The 22979-nt window shown below is 64.1% G+C and carries 15 protein-coding genes and 1 pseudogene; 2 read left to right on the top strand and 14 right to left on the bottom strand.

Annotated features, from left to right (window positions below; all coding sequences use genetic code 11):
- Positions 1 to 12: 12 nt before the first annotated feature.
- Positions 13 to 2319, bottom strand: coding sequence for a xanthine dehydrogenase family protein molybdopterin-binding subunit (locus tag AC56QQ_RS23625; protein ID WP_497123573.1), 2307 nt, complete (start codon positions 2317 to 2319; stop codon positions 13 to 15).
- A 157-nt stretch (positions 2320 to 2476) separates the two neighbouring features.
- On the opposite strand from AC56QQ_RS23625, the gene pepN reads away from it, so the two are divergent.
- Positions 2477 to 5122, top strand: a complete 2646-nt coding sequence (gene pepN, locus AC56QQ_RS23630; RefSeq protein ID WP_497123574.1) for an aminopeptidase N — start codon at positions 2477 to 2479, stop codon at positions 5120 to 5122.
- A 193-nt stretch (positions 5123 to 5315) separates the two neighbouring features.
- Positions 5316 to 7637, top strand: coding sequence for a PAS domain-containing sensor histidine kinase (locus tag AC56QQ_RS23635; RefSeq protein WP_489860535.1), 2322 nt, complete (start codon positions 5316 to 5318; stop codon positions 7635 to 7637).
- Between the two features lie 111 nt (positions 7638 to 7748).
- Here AC56QQ_RS23635 and AC56QQ_RS23640 read toward each other — a convergent pair whose 3' ends face one another.
- From AC56QQ_RS23640 to AC56QQ_RS23700, 13 genes and pseudogenes are all read right to left on the bottom strand, one after another.
- The gene (locus AC56QQ_RS23640) at positions 7749 to 8228 is read right to left on the bottom strand and encodes an EF-hand domain-containing protein (protein ID WP_489860534.1); all 480 of its coding nucleotides are present in this window, start codon (positions 8226 to 8228) and stop codon (positions 7749 to 7751) included.
- A 138-nt stretch (positions 8229 to 8366) separates the two neighbouring features.
- Complete coding sequence (locus AC56QQ_RS23645) at positions 8367 to 11327, bottom strand: bifunctional [glutamine synthetase] adenylyltransferase/[glutamine synthetase]-adenylyl-L-tyrosine phosphorylase (protein ID WP_497123575.1); 2961 nt, start codon at positions 11325 to 11327, stop codon at positions 8367 to 8369.
- Complete coding sequence (locus tag AC56QQ_RS23650; protein ID WP_497123576.1) at positions 11327 to 12805, bottom strand: sensor histidine kinase; 1479 nt, start codon at positions 12803 to 12805, stop codon at positions 11327 to 11329. The genes AC56QQ_RS23645 and AC56QQ_RS23650 overlap by 1 nt, the downstream gene beginning before the upstream one ends.
- 7 nt (positions 12806 to 12812) lie before the next feature.
- Positions 12813 to 13487 carry a response regulator transcription factor gene (locus AC56QQ_RS23655; protein WP_167365012.1) on the bottom strand — a complete coding sequence of 225 codons (675 nt, stop codon included), beginning with the start codon at positions 13485 to 13487 and terminating at the stop codon, positions 12813 to 12815.
- A 335-nt stretch (positions 13488 to 13822) separates the two neighbouring features.
- The gene (locus AC56QQ_RS23660; RefSeq protein ID WP_497123577.1) at positions 13823 to 15382 is read right to left on the bottom strand and encodes a Do family serine endopeptidase; all 1560 of its coding nucleotides are present in this window, start codon (positions 15380 to 15382) and stop codon (positions 13823 to 13825) included.
- 130 nt (positions 15383 to 15512) lie between these two features.
- Entirely contained in the window at positions 15513 to 15980 is a 468-nt protein-coding gene (locus AC56QQ_RS23665) for a cytochrome c-type biogenesis protein (protein WP_497123578.1), read from the bottom strand.
- Complete coding sequence (locus AC56QQ_RS23670; protein WP_497123579.1) at positions 15977 to 17968, bottom strand: heme lyase CcmF/NrfE family subunit; 1992 nt, start codon at positions 17966 to 17968, stop codon at positions 15977 to 15979. Before AC56QQ_RS23670 ends, AC56QQ_RS23665 begins: the two co-directional genes overlap by 4 nt.
- Before the next feature lie 75 nt (positions 17969 to 18043).
- Entirely contained in the window at positions 18044 to 18484 is a 441-nt protein-coding gene (gene ccmE / locus AC56QQ_RS23675; protein WP_497123580.1) for a cytochrome c maturation protein CcmE, read from the bottom strand.
- 5 nt (positions 18485 to 18489) lie between these two features.
- Positions 18490 to 19628 (bottom strand): annotated as a pseudogene (gene ccmI, locus AC56QQ_RS23680) (c-type cytochrome biogenesis protein CcmI).
- Positions 19629 to 19754: 126 nt separating this feature from the next.
- Positions 19755 to 20195: an RT0821/Lpp0805 family surface protein gene (locus AC56QQ_RS23685; RefSeq protein ID WP_489860526.1), complete on the bottom strand. Its 441-nt coding sequence runs from the start codon at positions 20193 to 20195 to the stop codon at positions 19755 to 19757.
- Positions 20196 to 20382: 187 nt separating this feature from the next.
- Positions 20383 to 21816 (bottom strand): ATP-binding protein, encoded by a 1434-nt coding sequence (locus AC56QQ_RS23690; RefSeq protein WP_497123581.1) that lies wholly within the window; start codon positions 21814 to 21816, stop codon positions 20383 to 20385.
- A complete protein-coding gene (locus AC56QQ_RS23695) occupies positions 21800 to 22465 on the bottom strand; it encodes a response regulator transcription factor (RefSeq protein ID WP_497123582.1) in 666 nt (221 codons plus the stop codon). Before AC56QQ_RS23695 ends, AC56QQ_RS23690 begins: the two co-directional genes overlap by 17 nt.
- A gap of 108 nt (positions 22466 to 22573) precedes the next feature.
- Complete coding sequence (locus tag AC56QQ_RS23700; RefSeq protein ID WP_497123583.1) at positions 22574 to 22873, bottom strand: hypothetical protein; 300 nt, start codon at positions 22871 to 22873, stop codon at positions 22574 to 22576.
- Positions 22874 to 22979 lie beyond the last annotated feature (106 nt).

A 22979-nucleotide genomic window follows, 5' to 3' on the forward strand; every position in this document is an offset into this window, starting at 1 on the left:
CCGGCCCCGCTGTCACGCTCCCGCGGCTTCCCGGATCGTCGCCCAGATGCGCGCCGGCGTCGCCGGCATGTCGATGTGCCTGATGCCGTAGGCGCGCCAGAGCGCGTCGGTCACCGCATTGAGCGCGGCCGGCGTTGCCCCGATGGTGCCGGCCTCGCCCGCCCCCTTGATGCCGAGTGCATTGGTGGTCGACGGCACGTTGCGGGTCTCGAAGTGGAAGAACGGGAAATTGTCGGCGCGCGGCATGGCGTAGTCCATGAAGCTCGCCGTCAGCAGTTGCCCGTCCTCGCCATGGACGGTGTCTTCGATCAGCGCCTGGCCGATGCCTTGCACCACCCCGCCATGCACCTGGCCGGCGAGCAGGATCGGATTCACGGTGACGCCAAAATCATCGACGATGGTGTAGCTGACAATCTCGGTCGCGCCGGTTTCGGGATCGATCTCGACCTCGCAGATATGGGTGCCGTTCGGGTAGGTGCACTCGTCCTGCACGAACTCGCCGAACCCCTTCAGATCGTCCGGCGTCTTGGCGGCCTTGGCGATGCTCGAAAAATCGATCGTCCGGTCGGTGCCGACGATACGGGCAACGCCGTTCGACAGCTCGATGTCGCCGGCTGAAGCCTCCAGCTCATCGGCGGCGATCCGCTTGATCTTGTTGGCCAAATCCTCGCCGGCACGCGACGCCGAAACACCGCCCAGCGGAATCGAACGCGAGCCGCCGGTGCCGCCACCGGCCTTCAATTCGTCGGTGTCGCCCTGGCGGACATGGATCTTGTCGATGTCGAGATTGAGCTTCTCCGACAGGAACTGCGCATAGGCGGTGGCGTGCCCCTGCCCGTTGGTCTGGGTGCCGATCTTCAGCGTCACCGTGCCGTCGCCATTGAGTTCGACAAAGGCCGGTTCGGAACCGGGAAACGCGCAGGCCTCGATATAGGTGGCCATGCCGATGCCGCGGATCTTTCCGCCTGCTTTCGACTGTTCGAGCCGCGCCGGAAATGCCTTCAATTGCGCCTGTTCGATGGCGCGGTTCATATGCCCTTCGAATTCGCCAGTGTCGTAGAGGCGGCCGGTCTGCGTGCGGTAGGGAAACTGTTCGGGCCGGATGAAATTGCGGCGCCTGATCTCTTCGACAGGCAGGCCCAGATCATGGGCGCAGGCATCGACAAGCTTTTCCAGCAGGAACGCCGCTTCCGGCCGGCCGGCGCCGCGATAGGCATCGACCGGGCAAGTGTTGGTGTAGAGGCCGGTCACCGAGACGTCGAGCGCCTGGATATCATAGACGCCGGTCGACATGGTGACGCCGATATAGGGAATGAACGGACCGTATTGCGAGATATAGGCGCCGATATTGGCGAGCAGGTCCACCTTCATGCCAAGGAAACGGCCGTCCTTGTCCAGCGCCATCTCCGCCTTCACGACATTGTCCCGCCCTTGAGCGTCGGTCAGGAAGTGCTCGGTGCGGTCGCTGGCCCATTTTACCGGGCGGCCAAGCCGCTTTGCCGCCTCGAGCACCAGCGGATACTCACGGTAGACGAAGCTCTTGGGCCCGAAACCACCGCCGACATCCGGCGTGATGACACGTATCTGATCCTTCTTGATCTTGAACAGGCCGGCCAGGATATACTGCATGGAATGCACGCCCTGCGACCCTGTGGTCAGCACGAAGCGGTTCTCCCGCACGTTCCACTCGCCGATCGCCGAGCGCGGCTCCATGTAGTTGCAGACCAGCCGGTTGTTGACGAATTCGATGCGGGTGACGTGGGCGGCCTTGGCGAAAGCCGCGTCGGTCTTTTTCTTGTCGCCCATGTGGTAGCTGAAGGCGCGGTTGGAACCGAGTTCCGGCCAGACCAGCGGCGTGCCTTCGGCAAGCGCCGTCGCGGTGCCGGAGGCGGCGTCCTCGGAATCATAGTCGACATCGATCAGCTCGGCGGCATCCTGCGCCAGGGCGCGACTGTCGGCGACGATAAAAGCGACGGCATCGCCTACATAGTTGACGCGGTCGCGGCACAGGATCGGAATGTCGCGGGTCGGCGCCTTGGTGCCATCCGGCTGTGCCTGCATGACGCCGGACTTGAGATCACCGAGATGGGCAAGGTCCTTGCCGGTCAGCACCAGATGCACGCCAGGCGCGGCCTTCGCCGCCTCGGTCGAACCGATGCTGAAGCTTGCCTTGGCAACCGGCGAGCGCACCACATGGCCGTGCAGGACGCCAGCCGGCTGGATGTCGTCGGTATAGCGCCCCTGCCCCTGGATGAAGGCAGCATCCTCGCGCCGCAGCACGGAGGCGCCCATCCCGAATTTCGGCGTGACGACGGTCATGGATGCCTCGCGATGATGACTGGAGAAGGAACGCCTGAAATAGGCGTTGGCTCAGTTTTGTCGAGGGACCGTTTCGTGTAAAGAGCGCGGACTTCAAATTTTTTAGGACCAGCGGCAACAATCCGCCGCCTACGCAATCGACAGGAAAACCCACGGAATGCGCACGGACACCGGCCAGGTCTTCAAGCTCGAAGACTATCGCCCCAACGATTACCTCATTCCGCAAGCGAACCTCACCTTCCGCCTGTCGCCAGAAGCAACGCGCGTCACCGCCGTGCTCACAGTCGAGCGCCGTGACGGCGTATCCGTGTCGGCACCGTTGGTGCTGGACGGCGACGGGCTGACGCTCGAGCGGGTCGAGATCGACGGCAAGAAAGCGAAGCGGGCGGATCTGCTGGTGAGCCCCGACCAACTGACCATCCTCAAGCCGCCGGCCGCGCGTCGCTTTCAGCTGGTTATCGAGACCGAACTGGCACCTGACGGCAACGAAGCCCTGATGGGCCTTTATCGCTCCAGCAATGTCTACTGCACGCAATGCGAGGCCGAAGGCTTTCGCCGCATCACCTATTTCCTCGATCGACCCGACATCCTGTCCGTCTACACGGTGCGGATCGAGGCGCTGCGCGACGAGGCGCCGCTGCTCCTGTCCAACGGCAACCCGGTCGACAACGGCGATCTCGGCAATGGCTGGCATTATGCGGTCTGGCACGACCCCTTCCCCAAGCCGTCCTACCTGTTCGCGCTGGTCGCCGGCAATCTCGGCAAGGTCGCCGACAGCTTCGTCACCCTGTCGGGCCGCAAGGTCGAGCTCGGCATCTATGTCGAGCCAGGCAAGGAGAAGCTGGCCGGCTACGCCATGGACGCGCTGAAGCGGTCGATGCGATGGGATGAGGAGGCGTTTGGCCGCGAATACGACCTTGACGTCTTCAACATCGTCGCCGTGTCCGACTTCAACATGGGTGCGATGGAGAACAAGGGCCTCAACATCTTCAACGACAAATATGTGCTGGCCGACCAGGAGACCGCGACCGATGCCGATTTCGCCAATATCGAGGCGATCATCGCGCATGAATATTTCCACAATTGGACAGGCAACAGAATCACTTGCCGCGACTGGTTCCAGCTTTGCCTGAAGGAAGGGCTGACGGTTTTCCGCGACCACGAATTCTCCGCCGACCAGCGCTCGCGTGCGGTCAAACGCATCGCCGAGGTGCGCACGCTGCGCGCACACCAGTTTCCCGAGGACCAGGGGCCGCTGGCGCATCCGGTGCGGCCCCGCCGCTATCGCGAGATCAACAATTTCTACACGGCGACGGTCTACGAGAAAGGCTCCGAAGTGGTGCGCATGATCCGCACCATCCTTGGGCCTGACGCCTTTCGCGCCGGCATGGACCTCTATTTCGAGCGGCACGATGGCGAGGCGGCGACGATCGAGGATTTCATCAAGGTGTTCGAGGATGCGTCCGGCCGCGACCTGTCGCAGTTCGCGCTCTGGTATCATCAGGCCGGCACGCCCAACCTGACGGTCAGTTCGACGCACAATCCGGCCGCGCGCGAGTTCACGCTCGAGATCGAGCAGTCGGTGCCGCCGACGCCATCCGAGAGCCGCAAGCGGCTGATGCACATTCCGCTCGCCTTCGGCCTGATCGGTGCCGGCGGCAGGCCGGTCGAGTATAGCAGCGTCGAGGGCGCCAGCGTCGAGGACGGCGTCATCCATGTCCGCAAGCGCCGCCACATGGTGCGTTTCTCGGGCGTGGCCGAACGGCCGGCCGTCTCGCTCAACCGCGGCTTTTCGGCGCCGGTGACGCTTTCCGTCGAGCAGAAGGCCGACGACCAGTTCTTCCTCGCCCGCCATGACAGCGACGCCTTCTCGCGCTGGCAGGCCTTCAACACGCTGCTGACCGATGCGCTGATTGCCGCCTTCCGCCAGATCCTTGGCGGCAAGCAGCCGGTCTTCGCCCAGCGGCTGACCGAACTCGCCGGCAACATCGCCGGCGACGAGACGCTGGAGCCGGCCTACCGGGCACTGGCGCTGGCGTTGCCAGGCGACGCCGACATTGCCCGTGACATCGGCAAGAATATCGATCCCGACGCCATCCATGCGGCCCGCGAGGCCCTGACGCTCACGATCGGCAGCGCCAACCGGGACACATTTGCCGGCCTCTACGACCGTCTTGCCGACAAGGCGGCGTTCAGCCCTGACGCGGCGAGCGCCGGGCGACGCGCCTTGCGCAACATCCTGCTGGACTATCTCTCCTTGCAGCCGGGCGGAGCGGCGCTTGCCATGAGCCACTTCCAATCGGCGACCAACATGACCGACCGCGCCGCCGCACTTACCGTGCTCGCCCATCGCCACCACGGTTCGCCCGAGGCAATCAGGGCACTGGCGGCTTTCGAGACGACATATGGATCCGACCCGCTGGTCATGGACAAATGGTTCCAGATCCAGGCCAGCGTGCCCGGTCCGCAGGCCGTCGACACAGTGCGCGCCCTGACCGCTCACCCGGCCTTCTCGATGGCCAATCCGAACCGGGTGCGCTCGTTGATCGGCACATTCTCCAGCGCCAACCAGACCGGCTTCCACCGCGCCGACGGCGAGGGCTACAGGTTCTTCTCGCGGACGGTGCTCGAGGTCGAAAAGCGCAACCCGCAAGTAGCGGCAAGGCTGGCGACGGCGCTCAGATCGTGGCGTTCGCTCGAACCCGGCCGGCAGGCCAAGGCCAGGGAAGCGCTACTTTCGATCGCCGGCACCGAAAACCTGTCGGCGGATTTAAGAGACATTGTCGAGCGTACGCTGGCCTAATCGCCCCTTCCCTTCCCCCTTCCGGGGAAGGCAGGGCCTCGAAGCCGGCGAAAGTCCATTATTTTAGTCGATTTTTAATCTTTTTTCGCCGGACCACTGGACAAGGCGAATCACCTTTGATTCTTTACTGACGATTCGGATGTGCGGCGTTTGCCGGATCACCAAGCATAGGCAAATTCGGGGAGTGCCATTTATGGCGAAGGCGGACGCGTGGGGCGCGCCCGGAGGGAAGGCTTTTGCCCGCCGCGAGGCGCGAAGCGACGGCCTTGCCGGGAATACGCGGCTCATCGCCGAACCGGCCTACCGGCGGCTGCTGGCCGCGGAGCCGCTATTGCGCCGATCGATACCGGCTCTCATCATTACTTTTCTGATCGTCATCGCGGCGCTGCGGGTGCTATCGCTGATGAACGAGCGCGACGATGTCGAGCGCGATGCCAAGGCAATCCTCACGCTGGCGGCGGGCCAACTGGCGAGTTCACTCGCCACCACTTCGGACACGGTGCCAGGCGCCATCCAGGATCTTCTGGAAACCACCAGCCGTCAGGGTGCGATGGGCCGCAGCCATGTGCTTGTCATCACCGACAGCGCTTTCAAGATCGTCGCGGTGACTCCGCGTTCGATGCCATGGCAAGGCCATTCGCTCGACGGTCTCGTCCAGGGCGGCCAGCCATTGTTCATGTTCGGCGACCGCGCCGGCGTGATGGAGGTCAACATCGGCGGACAGGACTGGTATGCGGCGGTCAGCCTGGCCAATGGGCGAAAAGGCGCGGCGGCGGCCCTGGTTCCGCAGGATGCGGTTTTCGATGCGTGGCGCAAGACCGTCTCGCTGAACGTCACCCTGTTCGTGCTGACGGCCGGCGTGCTGATCATCATCCTCTACGCCTATTTCGGCCAGGCGGCGCGCGCGCAGGCGGCCGATCGTATCTATCTCGAAGCGCATCAGCGCATCGACATGGCGCTGGTTCGCGGCCGCTGCGGCCTGTGGGACTGGGACATGGTGCGCGGCAAGATGTACTGGTCGCGCTCGATGTACGACATGCTCGGCTACGAGCCTTGCGACACGATGCTGTCCTTCGGCGAGGTTGACGAGATCATCCACCCCGAGGATGGCGACCTGTTCCTGTTGGCCAACAGGATCGTCTCCCGCGAGATCGACCATATCGACCAGGTGTTCCGGATGCGGCATGCCGACGGTCAATGGGTATGGATGCGCGCCAGGGCGCAAGTCATCGATCCGGAAGCGCCGGAGATCCAGTTGATCGGCATCGCCGTTGACGTCACCGAGCAGCGCCATCTGGCGCTGCGTTCCGAGGCGGCTGATCTTCGCCTCAGAACGGCGATCGAGAACATCAACGAATCCTTCGTTCTGTGGGATTCGGCCCAGCGCCTGATCATGTGCAATTCCAAATACCAGCAGGACAACGGGCTTTCGGACCGTGATGTGATGCCAGGCGTTGCGCGCGCCGCATTGGAAGAACGCATGCTGGCCTTCGCTTCCGAACGGCGGCTTGCCAACACCAACGGACTGCAAGGCGGCGCCACCTTCGAGCGGCAGCTGGCCGACGGCCGCTGGCTGCAGGTCAACGAACTGCGGACCCGGGACGGCGGTATCGTTTCGGTGGGCTCGGATATCACTCAGATAAAGCTGCATCAGGAGAAACTCGTCGACAGCGAACGTCGGCTGATGGCGACGATCCATGACCTGAGCCTCGCTCGCCGGGCCGAAGAGGAGCGGTCGCGCGAACTGGTCGACCTCAACCGCAAATACATGAAGGAAACCGAACGCGCCGAAGCGGCGAACCGGGCCAAATCCGAGTTCCTGGCCAACATGTCGCATGAATTGCGCACGCCGCTGAACGCCATCATCGGCTTCTCCGAACTGATGGAACAGGGCCTGTTCGGTCCGCTGGGGTCGGAGCGCTACGAGGAATATGCCACCGACATCAACAGCAGCGGCAAATATCTCCTGGGCGTCATCAACGACATTCTCGACATGTCCAAGATCGAGGCCGGCCAGTTCTCGCTGGATCGGGAAGAAATCGATCTCGGTCCGCTGATCAGCGAAACGGTTCGCGTCGTCTCGCTGCAAGCGGCGCAAAAGGCGATCACCGTGGAAACACGCATCGCCGACGCGCTGACGCTGATCGCCGATCGCCGTGCGATCAAGCAGATCGTCATAAACCTATTGTCCAACGCGGTGAAATTCACCGGTCAGGGCGGGCACATATCGGTCAGGGCCCGCAACACATCCGGCGCACTGGTGCTGACCATCGAGGACAATGGCTGCGGCATCCCGAAGGAAGCGCTCGGCAAGCTCGGACGGCCCTTTGAACAGGTGCAGAACCAGTTTTCCAAGAACCATGCCGGTTCCGGCCTTGGCCTTGCCATCTCGCGCTCGCTGGCCGAGTTGCAAGGCGGCGCGCTGAAGATCCGCTCGACCGAAGGCGCCGGCACGATCGTGTCGGTGCGCATTCCAGTCAAGAAAGCGACGCTCGCGATTAAGGCCGCGGCCTGACGGGTTGCGCCGGTTCGTCGGGGAACGTGTCTCCGGCGGCGCCTGCCGCCGGAATTCCACGTTTCAGATGTCGGAGCCCCCAATCAGGCCCTCAGGACGCGGCTTGCTTCCCTACTGCATGTCACCGTCATTGCCGTCGCCATCCGATTTGCGGTGGCGGCCAAAGCGGTCGCCTTTCGGCAGCTCACTCTTTTCGATCTTGCCGTCATTGTTCCTGTCGAGCATGGCAAAGACCTTTTTCTGGCGACTGGTGATGTCGTCGGTGGTCAGCGTGCCGTCGCCCTTGCTGTCGTAGCGGGCGATGATGCGCTTGGCCATCCGCTCGAAACGCGCCTTCTCCAGCGCGTCCGCGAGCTGGGCGACGGTCAGCTTGCCGCCATTGTCGGCAACGAGCTTCTTCAGCCGCGCGTCCATGGCGTCGGAAAACTGGTCGAACGTGATGGTGCCGTCCGAATCGCTCATCGCCTTGTTGAGGCGCATCATCATGCCTTCGCGCATTTTTGCGCTGGCGTTGTTTTCGGCATAGGCCGTGGTGCCGACGGCGCCGGCCAAGGCTACGAAGGCAAGGGCAAGTTTGGTCGTCTTTCTCATGGTCTTCTCCTGTTGCATCGTCACCCCCGACGCTGGAGTGGCGGATCTATGGCCGCTCTATCTCCTTGTTTGAGCATCGGACTTTCCCAAAACCGGTTCCCACCGTTGGGTCCGATGCTCTGGCCGGACAACCGTTCGTCACGGTCGTCCGGCACGAAGCAGAAGGTTGAAATCCTTCCTGACCTTCCGCGACGTTTCCTTGAGATGTGCTTCCAGCACACCGAAATCCGGCAGGTCGGCGACCGCCAGAAGCAGATCCGAAAGCCCCGGCGGAACGTCGTCGCGCTCGAAGGCTCCGGTGAGGCACAGCCGGGTCATCTGGGTCAGCCCCAAATAGAGTGCATAGGCATCGGCAAGTTCCTGCCTGACCCCGGCCACGGCAAAGCCGGGCGCCAGACGGGACAGGATCTCGGCCGTGCCGGTGACGCGCGGCCCGGCTTCGACCTGCGCGGTGATCACCGCCACCTGGGCGATGAATTCGAGATCGATCAGACCGCCGGGTATGAGCTTGATGTCCCAGAGGTCGCGCGGCGGCTTTTCGGCCTCGATCATGGCGCGCATGTCTGCGGCCTCGGACATCACCTTTACAGCGTCGCGCGGTTGGCCAAGCACCGCGGCAACTTCCGCTTCAACCTCGCCGCACAGGCTGGCGTCGCCGGCAATGGCGCGCGCCCGCGACAGCGCCATGTGTTCCCACGTCCAGGCCTCCTGGCGTTGGTACTTCTTGAAGGCGTCGATGTGGGTGGCCACCGGACCCTTATTGCCGGATGGCCGCAGCCGCAGGTCGAGTTCGTAGAGCACCCCTTCCGCGGTCGGCGCGGACACCGCTGATATCAGCCGCTGCGTCATGCGGGTGTAGTAGTGCGAGGGCGCCAGTGGCTTGTCGCCGTCGGAGTCCTCGGCGTCCGGCTCGTGGTCGTAGAGCAGGATCAGGTCGACATCCGACCCGGCGGTCAGCTCGCGGCTGCCAAGCTTGCCCATGCCGAGCAGCGAAACCACGCCGCCGGCAATCGTGCCATGGCGTACCGCGAATTCGGCCGTCACCGCCTGCAGCGCCGCCCCGATGGTGAGATCGGCAAGGTCGGAAAAGGCGCGGCCGGCCCGGGCCGGATCGATCGAGCCGGCGAGCAGCCTGACGCCGATCAGGAATTTCTGCTCGGAGGCAAATATGCGTAGCCGGTCGAGCACATCCTCATAGGCCCTGTCGCCTTCGAGGAAGGCGGAAAGCCGGCCCGACAGATAGGCGCGATCCGGCAATTCTGTCAGCAGGGCGGGGTCGAGCAGGCCATCGAAGACATGCGGCCGGCGCGTGATGATCGCCGCCAGCCGGGGTGCGGCACCCATGATCGTCGCCAAGAGCTTCAACAGGGCCGGATTGGACTGCAGCAGCGAAAAGAGCTGGATGCCGGCGGGCAGGCCGGCAAGGAACTCGTCGAAGCGGAGCAGGGCTTCGTCCGCCCGGCGCGTCTGACCGAAAGAGCGCAGCAGCGCCGGCGTCAACTCAGTCAGTCGCTCGCGTGCCTCCGCCGACTGAGTGACGCGATAGCGGCCGAAATGCCAGCCGCGGATGACGCGGCAGATGTCGCTCGTCCGCTGGAAGCCGAGGCCGTGCAGGGTCTGCAACGTATCGGGATCGTCGACATCGCCGGTGAAGACCAGATTGCCGATGCCCGTCGAAAGCTCGGGCGCGGTTTCAAACAGCGCGGCGTAGTGGCGTTCGACCTGTTGCAGCGAGGCGCGGAACGCCAGGGAAAAGGCGGCCGCATCGGCGAAACCAAGCATGCGGGCGATGCGCTCCAGCCCCTCATCGTCGTCCGGCAGCGTGTGCGTCTGCTCGTCGGCAACCATCTGCACGGCGTGTTCAACACGGCGCAGGAACCAGTACTGACGGGCGAGCGCGTCGCGCGCGTCGGCGGTGATCCAGCCGCGCGCCGCAAGCTGGCCGAGCATCGGCACCGTCTCGCGACCGCGCAGTTCCGGAAAGCGGCCGCCGGCGATGAGCTGCTGTGTCTGGACGAAGAACTCGATCTCGCGAATGCCGCCGCGCCCAAGCTTGACGTTATGCCCCTTCACGGCGATCTCGCCATGGCCCTTGTGGGCGTGGATCTGGCGCTTGATCGAGTGGACGTCGGCAATCGCCGCGTAATCCATGTATTTGCGCCAGATATAGGGCTGAAGCTCCTTGAGGAAGGTCGCACCGGCGGCCAGATCGCCGGCCACCGGACGCGCCTTGATCATCGCGGCGCGCTCCCAGTTCTGGCCGCGCGCCTCGTAGTAGCGCAGCGCAGCTTCGACAGGGATCGCCAGCGGTGTCGAACCGGGATCGGGGCGCAGCCTGAGATCGGTGCGGAAGACATAGCCGTGCTCGGTGCGGTCCTGCAGGATGCGCACCAGCCGGCGTGTCAGGCGCGAAAACAGCTCGGTGGCGTCAAGAGGATCGACGATGGCCGGCGCCTCCGGATCGAAGAAAACCACAAGATCGATGTCGGAGGAGAAATTCAGCTCATGCGCGCCAAGCTTGCCCATGCCGAGCAGGATCCAGCCCGATTGCCGCGATGGATTGTCGAGATCCGGCAGTCTGAGCTTGCCCTGGCCATGCGCGTCGCGCAGCAGGAAGTCGACGGCGGCGCGGGCGCAGGCATCGGCCAGGTCACTCAACCGCCGTACCGTCAGCGCCGTTTCGGCCTCGCCGGCAAGATCGGCCAGCGCGATCAGGAAATGCGCCTCGGCCTTCCACTGACGCAGTTCCATCATCAGGCCGGATTCCGAGACTGCCTCGGCCAAATGCGCGCGATCGATCGCGGCCCCGATCGCCTTCAGCCGAGCCTCGACCGTCTGGTCGAAAAGCCCGTCCAGGATCCGCGGCCGGCGACGCGCCGTATCACGCAGGAACGGCGACAAGTCGAAGACAGCTGCCAGGAAGTCCTGGCCCTCCCCCTTGCCGGCCAGGAATCTGGCCAGCCGCGCCAGCCCTTCTTCGCGTGCCGCGGAAGCGATCTCGGCCAGTTCCTGCCGCGCATGGCTTTCGTCCAGGGGAGAAAGCCTTGCCGCCGGCTTCAACAGCCACTCCGCCTCCGCCCGCTTCGCAACCGCGCTCATCAATGATCCTCCCGTGCGGGAAAACTCATGACCACGGATAATCCGGGATTGCCAGGCAAGAGATCAAGCCGGCCATTGTGAAATGTCATCACGGCCTTGGCGAGACTGAGACCGAGACCTGAGCCAGGCTGCGAACGGCTCTTCTCCAGCCGCACGAAACGTTCGGTCACCCGTGCGCGGTCGGCATCGTCCGGGATGCCCTGGCCATTGTCGGTGACGGAAAGCCTGATTTCGCCGCCGGCGCGACCGAGCGCCACGCGAACGGCCGGTTTGGCGGTGGCATCGGTCGAGTATTTGATGGCATTGTCGACGATGTTGGACAGCGCCTGGCCAATCAGCTCGCGATTGCCGTTGACTATGAAGGCGCCGTCCGTCGTGGCTTCGAGCGAAACGTCAGCCTCTTCCGCCACGGGCTCGTAGAGCTCCACGACATCGCGCACCGCCGCCGCCAGATCGACGCGGCTGGTGTTCTCGGAAGAGTAGCCCGCCTCCAGCCGGGAGATCATGAGGATGGCATTGAAGGTCTTTATCAGCTGGTCGGACTCGGCAATCGTGCTTTCCAGCGCCTGGCGGTAGTCGGTGGACTTGTGCTTGCCGGAAAGCGTCGCTTCGGCGCGGTTGCGCAGCCGCGTCAACGGCGTCTTCAAATCATGCGCGATGTTGTCTGAAACCTGCTTCAAGCCTTCATTGAGCGTGGCGATCCTGGCCAGCATGGAATTGAGGTTCTCGGAGAGACGGTCGAACTCATCACCGGCCCCGGTAACCGGCAGCCGGCCCGACAGGTCGCCGCCCATGATGCGGCGGCTTGCTTCTGACACACTATCGATGCGCTTCAGCGCAGCGCGGCCGACGAAGAACCAGATCAGCAGTCCGCCAACCGCCATCATGCCGAGCGCCAGCGTCAAGGCGCGGCGGATGACGGCGCGTAGCCGCTCCGGCTCGCCAAGGTCGCGGCCCACCAGCATGATCATCTGGTTCGGCAGGCGAAGCACCAAGGCAATGGCGTTGTGGCCCTTTTCGCCTTGTGCCTGCGTATCGTTCTGATCGGGTTGCGTGGTGGTGCCCTGTTCAGCAGGCAGATTGCGCAGACGCTCAAGCTCCCCCTCGCCAAAGCGCTGATAGGAGAACGGGCTGCTGGTCCAGCCTTCGTTTTCCAGAACGCCCGGCTCCAGGCTCTGCACGTTGCCGGTCAGGATCTGGCCGTTGGCGTCAGCGATCAGATAGAGGTTGGCGCCAGGCTGGCGGGAACGCTGTTCGACCACGCGCACCAGGATCGGCAATCCGCCGCGCTGATAGGCGCGAGCGAGGCCGAGCACCTCGTCGTTGATGGTCTCCTGCGTCTGCGCGGTCAGCATGCGCGCCGACAGCGAGGTCATGTAGAAGACAAGCAGAACTGCGCAGAGCGCGAAGAGCAGAAGATAGAGCGCCGAAAGCCGCGCTGCCGTCGTCTTCATGATGGCTGGCACGGATAGAGCCATGCTGCTGCTAGCCGCTTTTCAGCATATAGCCGGCGCCGCGAACTGTATGCAGGATCGGCTTGTCGAAACCCTTCTCGATCTTGCCACGCAGCCGCGAGACATGGACGTCGATGACGTTGGTCTGCGGATCGAAATGATAGTCCCAGACATTCTCGAGCAGCATGGTGCGCGTCACCACCTGGCCGGCATGGCGCATCAGATATTCGAGCAGGCGGAATTCGCGCGGCTGCAGCGTGATCTCGCGTGCCGCGCGGCGGACCGAATGCGACAGCCTGTCGAGTTCGAGATCGCCGACACGGTAGACGGTTTCGGCTTCCTTGGCGCTGGCACGGCGGTTCAGGACCTCGACGCGGGCCAGAAGCTCGGAGAAAGCGTAGGGCTTGGTCAGATAATCGTCGCCGCCGGCGCGCAGGCCGGTGACCCGGTCATCGACCTCGCCGAGCGCCGACAGGATCAGCACCGGCGTCGTGTTGCCCCTGGACCTCAGACCGGTGATGACCGACAGGCCGTCGCGACGCGGCATCATGCGGTCGATGACCATCACGTCGTAATCGCCGGCATCGGCGAGCGCGAAGCCGGTTTCGCCGTCACCGGCGACATGCGCGGTGTGACCGGCCTCGGTGAAGGCTTTCTGCAAGTAATCCGCGGCCTCGCGATCGTCTTCTATGACGAGAATCTTCATCGGGCTGTTATACGCGATTTCGCTGGAAGGTTGAGTAGCAGGCATCTGCATTGTGGCCTTTGCCAAAGCGCATCGCGATCAAGATGATTGGAAGCCGCGCGCGATAAAAATCCTCGTTCCCGATCTCGTTTCACCAAGATTGCTGAAACGCGTTTTTGGAAATGTGCGGCAGCGGGCGATGGGAGGCCCGCTGCCGCCGGAGGGGAGCACGATGACTGACTAACGTGCTCGGCTCCATGCTCTCCCGTGCGGCGGCTCGGGGGTGTTTGAAACGGCCGCACTGGAAACGTCGAACCTGCCGCCTCCGAAACCGGACTCCGGTTCCGGAGCCAGCGTCAGCCCTTGGCGACGGGCAGCGCGACGAAACGGTTGTTGTCGTCGCGGGTGATCTGCATCAGCACTGCCTTGCGGCCGGATTTGACCGCTTCGGTCATGGCCTTGGCGACGTCCTCGGTGCCGTTCACTTCGGTCGAGTTGACGGCGGTGATGATGTCGCCCGGCTGGATGCCGCGATCGGCGGCATCGCTGTCCGGATCGACGTCGGTCACCACAAGACCCTTGCCGTTTTCGGACTTGGTGACGGTCAAACCGAGATCTGCCAGGGTGTCGGGTTTTGCCGGAGCGGCGGGCTGCTGCGGCTGGTCGGCCGACGCCTGCTTGTCACTCGTGGGCAATGTGCCGAGGTCGACCTTGACCGTCTGGCTCTTGCCGTCACGCCAGACCGTGACATCGACCGACTTGCCCGGCGAGTAAGCACCGATAAGCCGGGCAAGTTCCTTCGGCGAAGCGACGTCCTTGCCGTCGACCTGGGTGATCACGTCACCGGCCGATATGCCCGCCTTCTTGCCGGGGCCGTTATCCTGGGCGCTGGACACCAAGGCTCCCTTATCCGACTTCAGGCCCAGCAGATCGGCGATGTCCGCCGTGACCGGCTGGATTTCAACGCCAAGCCAGCCGCGCTGTACGCTGCCGCTCTTCATCAGGTCCTGCACCACCTGCTTGGCGGTCGAAGCCGGAATGTCGAAGGCGATGCCGACGCTGCCGCCGGAAGGCGAGAAGATCGCGGTGTTGATGCCGACGACCTGACCGTTGAGGTTGAAAGTCGGGCCGCCCGAATTGCCGCGGTTGACCGAGGCGTCGATCTGGAGGAAGTCGTCATAAGGGCCAGCGCCGATGTCGCGGCCGCGGGCCGAGACGATGCCCGCGGTGACGGTGCCGCCGAGGCCGAACGGATTGCCGACGGCCACCACCCAGTCGCCGACGCGAACCTTGGAATCGTCAGCGAAGTCGACATAGGTGAACTTGCCGACGCCGTCGACCTTGAGCACGGCGAGGTCGGTGCGCGGGTCGGTGCCTATCAGCTTGGCGTCGAGTTCCTTGCCATCATTCATCACCACGGTGAAGGCCGAGCCTTCCTCGACGACGTGGTTGTTGGTGACGAGATAGCCGTCATCGGAGATGAAGAAGCCGGAACCCTGCGCAACCGGCCGCGGCTGGCCGTTGTTGTGGTCGCGGCGTCCAAACCGGCGGTGACCGTCCTCATTCTGACCGCCCTGGTCGCCAAAGCCGCGGAATTCCTTGAAGAAGCGGCGCAACTGCGGATTGTCGGGCATGTCGTTCATGCCATTCGGATCGTCGGACTGGTCGGAGCCATCGTCCGCCGCCGGGCTGATCTTGGCCTTCACCTTGACGCTGACCACGGCGGGCGAAACGCGCTCGACGACATCGGCGAAGCCCGGCACCTGCGGTGCCTCGACGCGCACGGCATCGGCCAAGACAGGCCCGGTTCCGGTCGTCAGCACGCCGACGCCGATCGCACCGGCAACGGCGATGGACGCGACGGCAGCCATGAGACGCTTGCGGGTGACGGAATATGAATTGGGGGCAATATTCATGGGTCTCGTATCCTCTTCAAATGGACGCGCTTGATCGGCATCCTCGGGAAAGGAGACTTAGAGAGGCGCACATTACAGCGCCATTTCCGACACATGAAACTTTGGTAATGTTCGCGGGTCACCGCGGCCGTCAGTCGCGGCGCAATATGGCGTCCAACGATGCCTGTTCTTCGGCCGACAGGGATTTTGTTGCCAGTGTGCGGCGCGACCGCGCCGTCAGTACGATGAAAAAGCCTCCCACCAGCAGCAGGATGACCGGCGTTCCCCACAGCAAGGCATTGCGCGGCTCGAAGCGCGGCTTCAACAGCACGAATTCGCCGTAGCGCGACACCACGTAATCCACCACTTGCTGATCGGTATCGCCGGCGACGAGGCGCTGGCGCACTAGGATGCGTAGATCGCGAGCAAGATCGGCGTCGGATTCGTCGATCGACTGGTTCTGGCAAACCATGCAGCGCAGGCCTTCCGAGAGCACTCGCGCCCTCGCCTCGAGCGCCGGATCGGCCAGCATCTCGTCGGGCTTCACCGCAAGTGCCGTGCCGGCAAAGAACAGCGCCAGCAGCAGGACAATCGAGGTCAGCGAAAGCCTAGCGTTCATGGCAGACCCGCGGACGTCACGGCGCTCGCCTGCCTGCGGCGGCGCGATGGGGCGCCGACGCGCAGGCGCCTGTCCATCAGCGACATGGCCGCGCCAGCCATCATCACCAGGCCACCGCCCCAGATCAATGTCACCAGCGGTTTCCACCACAGGCGCACCACGACCGAGCCATCCTTGCCCTCGTCGCCGAGCGAAAGGTAGAGCTGACTGAACCAGAGCGTCTTGATGCCGGACTCAGTCGTCGTCATCTGCCGCACCGGGTAGAAACGCTTGGCGGAACTCATTTCGCCGATAGCGCTGCCGCTGGCGCCGATCAGTTCGAAGCGACCACGGTCCTCGCTGTAGTTCGGCCCCTGGGCAGGATAAAGCCCGACGAAACGCAGCGTGTGGCCGGACAATTCCACCGTCTCGCCGGCATGCATCGACAATATCTTCTCGGTGCCGAAGCAAAGCGTGCCGACGATGCCGAGCGTGGTCAGGCCAAGACCGAGATGAGCCAAGGCCGTGCCGAAGACCGAGCGCGGCAAGCCAAGCAAGCGCCTGACCATGAGCCCCGTTGCAACATTGCCAAAGCCGGACTTGACGGCAAGGTCGGTGAGCGCGCCTAGGATCAGCCAGACGGCAAGGCCGACGCCAAGCGCCGCGAACACCGAGGCGCCGTCGATGAACAGAGCGGTGACCAGCGTTACCAGAAGGGCCGCGGCAAAGGCCACCATCAGGCGCTGCGCGGCGGCGAAGACGTCGCCCCGCTTCCAGGCCAGCAGCGGACCGAACGGAACCATCACCAGCAGCGGCACCATCAACGGCCCGAAGGTCAGGTTGAAAAACGGCGCGCCGACCGAGATCTTGTCGGCCGAAAAGGCCTCGACGGCCAGCGGATAAAGCGTGCCGACGAGCACGGTCGCGGTGGCCGTGGTCAGAAACAGGTTGTTGAGGACAAGCGCGCCTTCGCGCGAAATCGGATGGAACAGGCCGCCGGCCGTCAATCGGGAGGCGCGCAGCGCGAACAACGCCAGCGAGCCGCCAATGAACAGCGTAAGAATGCACAGGATGAAGATGCCGCGTGTCGGATCGGTGGCAAAGGCGTGCACTGAGGTCAACACGCCCGAGCGCACCAGGAAGGTGCCGAGCAGCGACAGTGAAAAGGTGAGGATGGCGAGCAGCAGCGTCCAGATCTTCAGCGCCGAGCGCTTTTCCATGACGATGGCCGAATGCAGCAGCGCGGTGCCCGCCAGCCACGGCATGAAGGAGGCATTCTCGACCGGATCCCAAAACCAGAAACCGCCCCAGCCGAGTTCGTAATAGGCCCAGTACGATCCCATGGCGATGCCGCCGGTCAGGAACATCCAGGCGACCAGCGTCCACGGCCGCACCCAGCGTGCCCAGGACGCGTCGATGCGCCCCTCGATAAGAGCGGCCACCGAGAAGGAAAAGCAGATCGAAAAGCCGACATAGCCGAGATAGAGCAGCGGCGGGTGAACGGCGAGACCGAGATCCTGCAGGATGGGGTTGAGATCGCGGCCTTCGATCGGCGCCGGATTGAGCCGGACGAACGGATTGGACGTTGCCAGGATGAACAGGAAGAAGGCGGCGCCGATCGCCCCTTGCACGGCAAGCACATTGGCGCGCAGCGTCGCCGGCAGGTTGGACCCGAACGCAGCGACGAGCGCACCGAAGAAGGTCAAGATCAGCACCCAGAGCAGCATCGAGCCTTCGTGGTTGCCCCAGGTTCCGGTGATCTTGTAGATCAGCGGCTGCAGCGAATGCGAGTTTTCCCACACACTCGCCACCGAGAAGTCCGAGCTTGCATAGGCGCTCGCCAGCGCCACGAAAGACAGCGCCGTCAGGCCAAAGCCGGTCACCGCGACCGGACCACCGACAGCCATCAGGCGCTGGTTGTTCAAGCGCGCGCCAAACAGCGGCACGATCGTCTGAACCAGCGAAAGCGCAAACGCCAAGACCAGGGCGAAATGTCCGGTTTCAACCATCATGGCGTCCAGATTTTTGTCTTGCGGCGGATTCCTGCCGCAGAACTGTGGGGCACTTTTGCCGAAACTGCCTATTCACTTTTTGCTTTCCTCCCACACGCCCTTGGCCTTGAGCTTGTCGGCCACGTCCTTGGGCATATAGTTCTCGTCATGCTTGGCCAGCACGCTGTCGGCGACGAAGACACCGTCCGCGTCAAACGAGCCTTCGGTGATCACCCCCTGCCCTTCCCGGAAAAGGTCGGGAAGGATGCCGGTGTAGCTGACCTTGACGTCCTTCTGGCTGTCGGTCACCGAAAAAGCCACCGTGGCGCCCTGGCCGCGCTCGACGGTACCCTTTTCGACGAGGCCGCCCAGCCTGATGCGCTGGCCGGGCTGCAGGCTGGCGGTGGTCAGGTCGGCGGGCATGTAGAAATAGGAGGCCTTCTGGCCGAGCGCGTAGAATGTCAGTCCGGTGGCGGCGCCCAGAAAAGCCAGCCCGCCCGCGATCACCGACAGTCGTTTCTGCTTACGCGTCATTCTGGTTACTCCGTTGCCGTCAGGCCAAGCGAGGCGGCAAAGGCGGTTAATTTCTTCGCTTCGTCACTGTCGGCCCCAAAGACGGCAATGGCGCGACCCAGCGCATCACGAGCCTGATCGGCCTTGCCCAACACGACATAGGAACGAACGAGCCGGGTCCATCCTTCCGCGTCGCGCGGGTTTTGCCGCAATTTGTCGTCGAGGCCGGCGACCATCGTGTTGATCATGGCCTCCCTGTCGGCGGGAGACATGGCGGAAGCGGCGTCGATATCGCCGGCACCGGGACCGTTCGTGGCACTCCCGGAGGCGACCTCGGGGCTGCCGGATTTCGCCAGCGCCTGCTCGACCGCGCTGCGCCATGGCGAATCCGGCGGCAGTTTCCCCAGCATGGCCTGCCAGGCCGTGGCGGCCTCCTGGCCGCGCCCTTCCTGCGCCAGCGCCACGGCCAGGTAGAAGCTGGCTTTCGCATTGGCCGGATCGAGCTTCAGCGCTGCTTCGAAGGCATCCTGGGCATCGGCCGAGACGATGCCGCCCGCCGCGCTGGCGATCGCCTCGCCAAGACCAGCCTGGCGATCGGCACTGTCACCATCGAGGCGAATGGCGTTGCGATAAGCCGCTGCCGCATCGGAAAAGCGCTGCATGCGCAGATAGACCGGCGCCAGCACGTCCCATCCCCTGCCATCGGAAGGATTGGCGGCGAGATGGGCTTCCGCCCGCGCCACCAGTTCGTCGACCGAACTGTCGGCCGGATTCTTGGCCAACCGCTCGCTGAGCGGTTGCGACGGCAGATCAGGCGAGCCGAGCTGGCTGTAGAGGCCCCAGCTGACAATCGGTACCACCAACACGGCCGCGGTTGCCACCAGCCTTGCCGCGACCGATGCTCGCCGGCGGATGCCTCGCCGCCCACTTCCGCATTGTCGAGGCGAAGAATGCGACGGGCGATCTCCGCGCGCGCCTCGGTTGCCTCCGCCGGCTGGATCAAGCCGCGCGCGGCGTCGCGGTCGAGCTCGGACAACTGATCGCGATAGACTTCCAGATCGTGATCGCCGCTCGACGACACGCCCTTCGAGCCGCCAGCCAGCGGCAGCAGTACCGTCAGGCTTGCGCCCAGCGTGAGAATTGCGGCTATGACCCAGAACAGCATGGTTCTTCCAATAACGGCAGAGCCGAGCCCTGCCAACTCAGGCGTCCTGCGACGCTTTGACGGCAGGCGCGCCGCATGTCCTTGATCGACATCAATCGGCCGGATCCCAGCTGGACCCACTGGTTGTCAGGTCAGCGGCGTCCAGCTACCGTCGGCGTTGCGGCAGGCGGTTCCGCGCGCCGTGACCCCGGCCCCGCCGTTAAACACCGTCTGCGTGTACTGGCGGCAGTCCTGCGACCCGACGCGGTAGGGCTGGGCAGGAACGACCTCGCCATAACGCGAAGCCTGGGCGCCCTTCCACGTCACCTTCTGACCGCTGGTCGTGTATTCGAGCGCCTTGTATTCAGCCTCGAGCGCACTGCGCTTCTCGGCATCGCTGAGGCCGGCGCCGATCGACCCGCCGATGAGACCGCCGCCCATCGCGGAAATGATCGTCGTGGTGACCTTGCCACCGCTGGCCGGAGGCGTCGCGGCGAGCGTCGGCGCGATGGTGGGGCCCTTGCCGCTCAGGGTGGTGCAGCCGGAAACGGCCAGCAATGCGGAAACGAGCGCGACGCGGATCTTCATGCCAACAACCGGTTTTCTTGAGTTGGAGCCTGCCATGGATGAGCCGCGGGCCGCGTCATCGGAGAAGTCGGCGTGGCCATAGTATTGATATTTGTCGGAAATTTGGCCGGAGCCGGTCGCCGCGGAACAATCGACATGCCGCCGAGAGCATGCTCCCTCCGTCGATGTCGATTGACCCTGGAAAGCATCATTGAAGGCTCCGCAACCGCACCACCGCCTTCAATCCGCCCATGCCGGACCGTTCGAGCGCCAGAACGCCTCCATACTCGTTGACGAGGTCGGCGACAATGGCCAGCCCGAGACCTGTTCCGGGCTTCGTCTCGTCCAGGCGCCGTCCACGCTTCAGCGCGTCGCGCGCCTTGTCCTCGGGAATGCCAGGACCGTCGTCCTCGATGCCGATCTCGAACAGGCTGGCCGTATCATCCTTGCCCGTCAAAGGCACGACCGACACCGAGACCGCGCTCCTTGCCCATTTCATGGCGTTTTCGAGGAGATTGCCCAGCAGTTCCTCCAGGTCCTCGCGCTCGCCGGCGAAGACGATCTCGGTGGCCGGCAGCGACAATGACAAGCTCGTCTGAGGATTGAGCTTCTGCAAAACCCGCACCATGCGCTGCACCAGCGGCGCCACCGGCGTGCGGTAGACGACGCTGTCGCGTTGCGCCGCGACACGGGCGCGCTGCAGATAGTGCTCCACCTGCTTCTGCATGGAGGCGGCCTGCTCGGCGATCAGCTGCCCCTTGGCGCCGCCAAGCGCCCGCCCCTCGTTGAGCAGCACCGCGAGCGGCGTCTTCAGCGAATGGGCGAGATTGCCGACCTGGGTTCGCGACCGCTCGACGATACGCCTGTTGTTTTCGATCAGCGCGTTGGTCTCGTTGGCGAGCGGCTCGATCTCCGCCGGAAAACGGCCATCAAGCCTCTGCGCGGTGCCCTCGCGCACCATGGCGAGGGCATTCCTGACCCTGCGCAACGGTTGCAGGCCGAGCAGGATGGCGATCGCGTTGATGGCGATCATGCCGACGCCGAACAGGGAGAGATAGGTCAGCAGGCGGCGCTGGAAGGTGGAGATTTCCTGTTCGAGTTCGCTCTGGTTGCCCATGACGCGGAAGCGCGCGGCGCGGTTCTTGGCATCGAGAACGAATTCGCTCTCGAACACTTCGAGTTGCTGGCCGTCGATGCCTTCGGCCGCATAGCTGCGCTGGAAGCTGGCGTTGAAAGGCACCTCGGCGACGCTTGGCGAAGGGATGGTCCTGGTCATCGACGACGAGTGAAGATCGCCGTGCACGCCTTCCGAGGCGGGCTCCACAGACCAGTACCAACCCGAATTCGGCTCCGAGAACCGGAGGTCGCCGAGGTCGGGCGCGCCGGTCAGCGCTCCCGTGTCGGAAATACCGACGGAGCCGATCAGGTTGAACAGATGCGCCGACAGCAGGCTGTCGAAGCCGCGTTCGCTGGCCTGGCGGTAGAGCGTGGTGATCAGGGTGAAAATGACGACAAGGGTCAGGATCGCCCAGACCGTGGAAAAGGCGATCACGCGGAACGTCAGCGAACGCGGCCACAAACGCAGCGAAAGCGGCGTCCTTGCGAGTGGTTTGAGCGGTTCCGAGTTACGCCTCCGGCTCACGCATGCGGTAGCCCATGCCGCGCACGGTTTCGATCATGTCTATGCCCATCTTCTTGCGCAGCCGCCCGACAAACACCTCTATGGTGTTGGAATCACGGTCGAAATCCTGGTCATAGAGATGCTCGACCAGTTCGGTCCGCGAGACGACCTCGCCCATGTGGTGCATCAGATAGGCAAGCAAGCGGAATTCGTGCGACGTCAGCTTCAGCGGCACGCCGTCGACATCGGCCTTCGACGCCTTGGTGTCGAGGCGCAGCGGGCCGCAGGTCAGCTCAGACGAGGCATGGCCGGCGGCGCGCCGGATCAAGGCCCTGAGCACGGCCAGCACTTCCTCGATGTGGAACGGCTTGGTGACATAGTCATCGGCGCCGGCGTCGATGCCGGAGACCTTGTCGCTCCAGCGGTCACGCGCCGTCAGGATCAGCACCGGCATCTTGCGGCCGCCGCGACGCCAGCGCTCGACCACGCTGATGCCGTCCATTTGCGGCAGGCCGATATCGAGCACGACGGCGTCGTAGGGCTCGGTGTCGCCGAGGAAATGGCCTTCCTCGCCGTCGAAGGCACGGTCGACGACATAGCCGGCATCAACCAGCGCGTCCGATATCTGACGATTGAGATCCTTGTCATCCTCGACGACGAGTACGCGCATGCGGAGTTCGATACCTGTTGAAGAATTGGGACAGACTGAAGAACTTGGCCAGATTGAAGACTTGGGGCAGATATAGGCCGATTCCGGTGGCCTGGGAAACGGCAGGGGTCAGTTCTGCGGAACGACGATTTCGGAGCGGCGCGGACGCTGACCGTCCTTGCCCGGGACGAGCACGACGATGACGCAGACCGGCTGACCGCCCCGGGTCGATTGCGAGGCCTTGGCCAGCGTCCCGCCATTCTGCTCGGCCACCTGCTGGCCAATCGCGTAGCAATCGGACGCCGCCAGCAGGATCGGGCTGGCCTGGTCGGGCGCGATGACCGGTATCGCCAGCGCCTGCGACGCAAACAGGCCGGCAGCACAGAGCGCCAGTGTCGCGGGTCGGAAGTGGGAGCGAAGCGTTTTCATGGTCGGCGTTGTAACGCATCGGTGCTGAACGTGAAATGAACAGTGAACGCCGCCAAGAACATGCCGCTACCCCCCTGAAACACGAGACAACCAATCGCAGATCCCG

The sequence above is a fragment of the Mesorhizobium sp. RCAM 05099 genome (genome assembly GCF_059683685.1).

What these genes read in the sequence shown, in the direction of transcription:
- AC56QQ_RS23625 (WP_497123573.1), bottom strand. Translation starts at nt 2,319, where the DNA reads ATGACCGTCGTCACGCCGAAATTCGGGATGGGCGCCTCCGTGCTGCGG.
- pepN (WP_497123574.1), top strand. Translation starts at nt 2,477, where the DNA reads ATGCGCACGGACACCGGCCAGGTCTTCAAGCTCGAAGACTATCGCCCC.
- AC56QQ_RS23635 (WP_489860535.1), top strand. Translation starts at nt 5,316, where the DNA reads ATGGCGAAGGCGGACGCGTGGGGCGCGCCCGGAGGGAAGGCTTTTGCC.
- AC56QQ_RS23640 (WP_489860534.1), bottom strand. Translation starts at nt 8,228, where the DNA reads ATGAGAAAGACGACCAAACTTGCCCTTGCCTTCGTAGCCTTGGCCGGC.
- AC56QQ_RS23645 (WP_497123575.1), bottom strand. Translation starts at nt 11,327, where the DNA reads ATGAGCGCGGTTGCGAAGCGGGCGGAGGCGGAGTGGCTGTTGAAGCCG.
- AC56QQ_RS23650 (WP_497123576.1), bottom strand. Translation starts at nt 12,805, where the DNA reads ATGGCTCTATCCGTGCCAGCCATCATGAAGACGACGGCAGCGCGGCTT.
- AC56QQ_RS23655 (WP_167365012.1), bottom strand. Translation starts at nt 13,487, where the DNA reads ATGAAGATTCTCGTCATAGAAGACGATCGCGAGGCCGCGGATTACTTG.
- AC56QQ_RS23660 (WP_497123577.1), bottom strand. Translation starts at nt 15,382, where the DNA reads ATGAATATTGCCCCCAATTCATATTCCGTCACCCGCAAGCGTCTCATG.
- AC56QQ_RS23665 (WP_497123578.1), bottom strand. Translation starts at nt 15,980, where the DNA reads ATGAACGCTAGGCTTTCGCTGACCTCGATTGTCCTGCTGCTGGCGCTG.
- AC56QQ_RS23670 (WP_497123579.1), bottom strand. Translation starts at nt 17,968, where the DNA reads ATGGTTGAAACCGGACATTTCGCCCTGGTCTTGGCGTTTGCGCTTTCG.
- ccmE (WP_497123580.1), bottom strand. Translation starts at nt 18,484, where the DNA reads ATGACGCGTAAGCAGAAACGACTGTCGGTGATCGCGGGCGGGCTGGCT.
- AC56QQ_RS23685 (WP_489860526.1), bottom strand. Translation starts at nt 20,195, where the DNA reads ATGAAGATCCGCGTCGCGCTCGTTTCCGCATTGCTGGCCGTTTCCGGC.
- AC56QQ_RS23695 (WP_497123582.1), bottom strand. Translation starts at nt 22,465, where the DNA reads ATGCGCGTACTCGTCGTCGAGGATGACAAGGATCTCAATCGTCAGATA.
- AC56QQ_RS23700 (WP_497123583.1), bottom strand. Translation starts at nt 22,873, where the DNA reads ATGAAAACGCTTCGCTCCCACTTCCGACCCGCGACACTGGCGCTCTGT.